This window comes from Streptomyces sp. NPDC059456 (assembly GCF_042750055.1).
In the GTDB taxonomy this organism is placed as follows: Bacteria; Actinomycetota; Actinomycetes; order Streptomycetales; family Streptomycetaceae; genus Streptomyces.
Genome location: NZ_JBHYVA010000513.1, coordinates 1 through 6,238 on the forward strand (window position 1 = coordinate 1; position 6,238 = coordinate 6,238).

Annotated in this window: 3 protein-coding genes; 2 read left to right on the plus strand and 1 reads right to left on the minus strand. The window is 73.6% G+C overall.

Annotated features, from left to right (window positions below; all coding sequences use genetic code 11):
- Positions 1-60: 60 nt before the first annotated feature.
- Positions 61-2,322, minus strand: coding sequence for a glycogen debranching protein GlgX (glgX, locus tag ACFXA3_RS31985; protein WP_385192493.1), 2,262 nt, complete (start codon positions 2,320-2,322; stop codon positions 61-63).
- A 333-nt stretch (positions 2,323-2,655) separates the two neighbouring features.
- On the opposite strand from glgX, the gene ACFXA3_RS31990 reads away from it, so the two are divergent.
- Positions 2,656-3,876 (plus strand): Ig-like domain-containing protein, encoded by a 1,221-nt coding sequence (locus tag ACFXA3_RS31990; RefSeq protein WP_385192496.1) that lies wholly within the window; start codon positions 2,656-2,658, stop codon positions 3,874-3,876.
- A 138-nt stretch (positions 3,877-4,014) separates the two neighbouring features.
- Entirely contained in the window at positions 4,015-6,198 is a 2,184-nt protein-coding gene (locus ACFXA3_RS31995; RefSeq protein ID WP_385192491.1) for a choice-of-anchor A family protein, read from the plus strand.
- The last annotated feature ends 40 nt before the right edge of the window (positions 6,199-6,238 follow it).

Here is a 6,238-nt window from a genome sequence, read left to right on the forward strand (position 1 = left end):
CCCGGCCCGGCCCGGGCTCCCGGCCCGGGGGATTCCGGCCCCGGCCCCGGCCCCGGGCCCTCAGCCCGTCACCCGCAGCAGCAGCACCGACCGGGCCGGCACCGTCAGCGTCTCCCCGCCCCGGTGCCGGGTGCCGGGAGGCGCGGCCTGGTCCTCCCGCGCGGTGTCCAGCACCAGTTCGTACCCCGCGGCCCACGGCGCGTCCGGCAGCACCCACGCCACCGGCCGGTCCCCGGCGTGCAGCAGCATCAGGAAGCTGTCGTCGCTCACCTGCCGCCCCCGCTCGTCGCGGCCCGGGATGTCCCGCCCCGACAGGTACATCCCGAGCGCGGCGGCCGGCGCGTACCAGTCCCGCTCCGTCATCTCCGTGCCCGCCGGGGTGAACCAGGCCAGGTCCCGCAGCCCGTCCGCGCCCTGGGGCCGCCCCGAGAAGAACGCCCTGCGGCGCAGCACCGGATGCTCCTGGCGCAGCGCCACCAGCCGCGCGGCCAGCGCGAACAGCTCCGCCCACGCCGGGTCCTCCAGCAGCGACCAGTCCACCCAGCCCGTCTCGTTGTCCTGGCAGTACGCGTTGTTGTTGCCGCCCTGCGTGCGGCCGAACTCGTCACCCGCGACCAGCATCGGCACCCCCGTGGACAGCAGCAGCGTGGTCAGCAGGTTGCGCAGCTGCCGCCGCCGCAGCACCCCGATCCGCGGGTCCGCGCCCTGCGGCGGGTCCCCCTCCACGCCGCAGTTCCACGAGCGGTTGTCATTGGTCCCGTCGCGGCCGGCCTCACCGTTGGCGTCGTTGTGCTTGTGCTCGTACGAGACCAGGTCGCGCAGGGTGAAACCGTCGTGCGCCGTCACGAAGTTCACCGACGCGTACGGCCGCCGGCCGCCCCACGCGTACAGGTCGCTGGAGCCCGACAGCCGGTACCCGAGGTCCCGTACGTCGGGCAGCGCGCCCCGCCAGAAGTCCCGTACGGCATCCCGGTAGCGGTCGTTCCACTCCGTCCACAGCGGGGGGAACGCGCCCACCTGGTAGCCGCCCGAGCCCACGTCCCAGGGCTCGGCGATCAGCTTGACCCGGCGCAGCACCGGATCCTGGGCGATCACCGCGAGGAACGGCGACAGCATGTCCACGTCGTGCATCGAGCGGGCCAGCGCCGCCGCCAGGTCGAAGCGGAAGCCGTCCACCCCCATCTCGGTCACCCAGTAGCGCAGCGAGTCCGTGATCAGGCGCAGCACGTGCGGGCGCCCCGCGTGCAGGGTGTTCCCGCAGCCCGTGTAGTCGGCGTACCGGCGCTGGTCGGACTGGAGCCGGTAGTAGCCGCGGTTGTCGACGCCGCGCAGCGAGAGCGTCGGGCCCAGCTCGCCCGCCTCCGCGGTGTGGTTGTAGACCACGTCGAGGATGACCTCGATCCCGGCCGCGTGCAGGGCCTTCACCATCCGCTTGAACTCGCCGACCTGCTGCCCGGCCGTACCGGACGAGGAGTAGCCGGCGTGCGGGGCGAAGTAGCCGATCGAGTTGTACCCCCAGTAGTTGCGCAGTCCGCGGCGCAGCAGGTGGTCCTCGTGCGCGAACTGGTGCACCGGCAGCAGTTCGACCGCCGTCACCCCGAGCCGTGTCAGGTGCTCCACCGCGGCCGGGTGGCCCAGGCCCGCGTAGGTGCCGCGCAGCTCCTCGGGAACACCCGGATGGCGCATCGTGAACCCGCGCACGTGCAGCTCGTAGATCACCGAATCGGCCCACGGGGTCTTCGGCCGGACGTCGTCCGCCCAGTCGTCGTCATCGTGGACGACGACCCCCTTGGGCACGTACGGGGCCGAGTCGCGGTCGTCGCGCACGGTGTCCGCGATGTACTGCTGCGGCCAGTCCCGGACGTGCCCGTACACCTCCGGCGGCAGCGCGAAGTCCCCGTCGACGGCCCGTGCGTACGGGTCCAGCAGCAGTTTCGCCGGATTGAACCGGGCCCCCGTCCACGGGTCCCAGCGGCCGTGCACCCGGAACCCGTACCGCTGCCCGGGGCGCACCCCGGGCAGGAAGCCGTGCCAGATCTCGTGCGTCAGCTCGGTCAGCGCACACCGGGTCTCGGCGCCCTCCGCGTCGAACAGGCACAGCTCCACGGCCTCGGCGCCCTGCGCCCACAGCGCGAAGTTGGTGCCCGCCGTCCCGTCCGGGCCGCTGCGGTAGCGCGCCCCCAGCGGGTGCGAGGACCCCGGCCAGACCGGGGGCCCCGGACGCGTGACGGCCCGTAAGGCCGGCTCGCGGTCCGGCGCCGCCGCCCCGGCCGGTCGGCCGTTGACGTGCGGGACGGCCGGTGCGGCGACCCCGCCCCGCAGCGCGTTCACGGCCCCGGCCGCGTCCCCGGCCGCGTCCACGGCAACGACGGCCACGCCCTCGACGCCCTCCACCGGCACCGCCTCCACCGACACCGGCTCCGCTGACTCCACGGCGGCATCCACCGCCTCTTGCTCGGCTGCGCTCGACACTGCCCGCCTCCACGGCTCCTGGGTACCGGCGGGGGTAGGGGAGAGTGCGGCCCCGGCGTCCCGGCCTGGGCCCGCCCCCGTCTGGTCCTTCCCACTGTTCTGCCCGTAGAGATCTGCCCGGAACGTCGCGCGCGCTCACGTTTCCCCCGGAGGGGCCCGGTCGTTGGAGGGATCGTGACACTTCTGACGAGGCGGGCAGGGGCGGGCTTCGCCGCCGTGGCGGTCTGGGCGGCCCTGCTCGGCGGCCTGGCCGGATGCACCGGGAGCGGCGGTTCCCCGGTCGAGATCCAGCTCCCCGGGAAACCCCGGTCGCCCGACGAGGCCATCCGGATCACCCCCGAGGACAACGCCCGGGGGGTCCCGGCCGAAGGCCCGCTGACCGTCAGAGTGCCCGAGGGCCGCCTCGAACGGGTCGTGGTCACCAAGGTCGAGGACGCCCAGGAGGAGCACGTCCCCGGCTCCATCGCCCCCGACGGCCTCAGCTGGAGCCCCGACACGGAGGGCGGCCGGCTCGCGCTCGCCGCCAAGTACACCGTGGACGCGGTCGCGCTCGACGGCCACAACCGGCGCCAGGCCCGGCACACCACCTTCACCACCTACGTCCCCGAGGAGCGGTTCATCGGCTACTTCAAGCCCGAGAACCGTTCCACCGTCGGCACCGGCATGATCGTCTCCTTCAACTTCAACCGGTCCATCGCGAACCGCGCCGACGTCGAGCGGGCCATCACCGTCACCTCCAAGCCGCCGGTGGAGGTCGTCGGCCACTGGTTCGGCGACGAACGCCTCGACTTCCGGCCCAGGCACTACTGGAAGCCCGGCACCGAGGTCACCGTCACGATGAACCTGCGGGACGTACAGGGAGCCCCCGGCTCGTACGGCATCCAGGACAAGTCCGTCACCTTCACGGTCGGCCGCTCCCAGGTGTCCACGGTGGACGCGGAGGCGCACACGATGGAGGTCCGCCGCGACGGGAAGCTGGTCCAGACCCTCCCGATCAGCGCCGGAGCGCCCAAGCACACCACCTACAACGGGAAGATGGTGGTGCTGGAGATGTTCGACGTGACCCGGATGAACGGCCAGACCGTCGGGTTCGGCGGCGAGTACGACATCCCCGACGTCCCGCACGCCATGCGGCTCACCACCTCCGGGACCTTCCTGCACGGGAACTACTGGGCCAGCCCCGACACCTTCGGTTCGACCAACACCAGCCACGGCTGCGTGGGGCTGCGCGACGACAAGGGCGGCGGCTCGGACACCCCCGCCGGCTGGTTCTTCGACCGGACCCTGGTCGGCGACGTGGTGGAGGTCGTGAACTCGCAGGACAAGACGGTCGCCCCGAACAACGGGCTGGGCGGCTGGAACATGTCCTGGGCGGACTGGGTCGCGGGCTCGGCCAAGAGCTGACGCCCCGCGCACCAGTCGGGTGATTGTCCTACCGCAATCACGCGCGCCCGGGAGTGTCGTCCGTCCGCCGTCCCGCGCCCTGCGCTCAGCTGACCCCGGCCGAGCAGCGCAGCAGCGCAGGAAGACGGACGGAGCGTCATGTCAGCAAGGAACCGTGCCCGGAACCGTGCCAGGAACCGGACCCTCGGGCTCGTGGTCACCGCCGTACTCGCCGCCGGAGCCCCGGCGGCCCTGGCGGCGGCCGGCTCCGGCGCCGCCCGCCCCGGGCCGGAGCCCGTCGTACGGACCGCCCAGCGCGCCCCGCTGCCCGACGGCCTCGGCCCCTGCATCCCCGGCACCTGCCCCGACCCGTTCCCCGGCGTCGAGGTCGGCACCGGCGCCAAGGGGTACGACAAGGCGGTCGGCCTGTTCGTCGGCGGCGACTTCCAGGTCCGCGGGCGCGCCGCCGAGGCCGAGGGCAAGGTCGTCGTCCTCGGCGGCTTCGACCAGGACAAGGACCCCGAGGCGGGCCAGGCCTACAACATCGGCATCGTCGGCGCGGGCTCCCTCGTGCAGCCCCCGCCCGGCTCGGACTTCCTGGCCACCGGCGGTGACGTCCGCATCGCGGCCGGCGAGCGGCTGATCTCCGACGGCGGAGTGGTCCGCCATGCCGGGACCGCCCCCGGCCCCGGCCGGGTCACCGGCCCGCTGGTCCCCGACACCGCGGCGGTCGCCGCGTACGCCGGCCTGCGGGACCGGCTCACCGCGGCCGGCAGGTGCTACGCCCGCGTCGGCGAGCAGCCCCGTACGCCCACCGGAACGGCCGTCAACGCCGGCGGGACCACGGTCTTCACCGGCGACGGCACCTCGGGGCTCCAGGTCTTCAACGTCGACTTCAACATCGCGGGCAACGGGGGAGGAGCGGTCGGCATCCGCTTCGACCGGATCCCGCAGGACGCCACGGTCCTCGTCAACGTCCTCGGCATCGACCGCACCATCAGCACCTACAGCGGCGCCATCGACGACGCCCACAGCCCCTGGAACGCCCTGCGCACCCGGCTGCTGTGGAACTTCCCGGACGCCACGACCGTGCACCTCCAGGGCAGCGGGCAGTTCCAGGGCTCCGTGCTCATCGGCGACCGCGCCTCGCGCACCACCGTCACCGTGCCCGGCATGAACGGACGCTTCTTCACCACGGGCACCCTCATCCACACCAGCGTCACGGGCCAGGGCGGCGGTCAGGAATTCCACGCGTACCCCTTCAACGGCGATCTGCCCGACTGCGCCGAGCCGCCCGTCCCGGTCACCGGATCCGTCTCCGTCCTCAAGCACGACGAGAACGGCGGACCGCTCGCCGGTGCGCACTTCGAGCTGTGGCACGAGACCAACGGCACCGCCGACGCACAGTTCACGGGTGACGACGCCGACACCAGGCTCGCCGACTGCACCACCCCCGAGGACGGCGTCTGCGCCCGCCGGGTGGAGCCCGGCACCTACTACTGGCGCGAGACGGCGGCCCCCGACGGCTACGTCCTGCCCGAACGCCGCGTCTTCCCGCTCACGCTGACCGCCGACGACGCCGCGGCCGGCGCCAGGGTCGTGGTGGACAACGTGAAGGTGCCGCCGCCGACCGGGAGGGTGGCCGTCCGCAAGGTCGCCGCCGACGCCGGCACCCCGCTCGCCGGGGCCGTCTTCGAACTGTGGCGCGAGACCAACGGGCTCGACGGCCTCCAGACGGACGGCGGTGCACCGGACACCCCGGTCGGGAACTCCTGTGTCACCGGGGCCGACGGCCGGTGCGAGCGGATCGTGGAGCCCGGCACCTACCACTGGCGCGAGACCGCCGCCCCCACGGGCTACCGGCTGCCCGTACAGCCGGTCGGCACGGTCGTCCTGACGGAGGCGAACGCCACGGCCGGGGCCACGGTGACCGTCACCAACACCAAGGAGCCACAGGAGTACCGCGGGGTGCTGGAGGTCCTGAAGAAGGACGCCAAGACCAAGCGGCCGCTGCGCGGCGCGGTGTTCGAGGTCTGGCAGGAGACCAACGGCGCCGCGGGCCTGCAGACCCTGGGCAGCAACCCCGACCTGATGGTCAGGCCGGGCTGCGCCACCGACGGGGCGGGCGTCTGCCGGTTCGAGTCCCTGGAGCAGGGGGCGTACTACCTGCGCGAGACGGACGTGCCCGAGGGCTACGTACTGCCGGACGACCGGGTGACCGGGCCGCTGCGCCTCGACGGGCAGACCCCGGACCACCGGCTCGTGGTGACGCTGCACAACCGCCGCGACGACCACGGCAAGGGAAAGGGCGAGGGCGGCAAGGGCAGCCCGGGCCGCGGCTGATCCGCCCCGCGGTGCGCCGGTGGGGTGACCCGCTCACCCC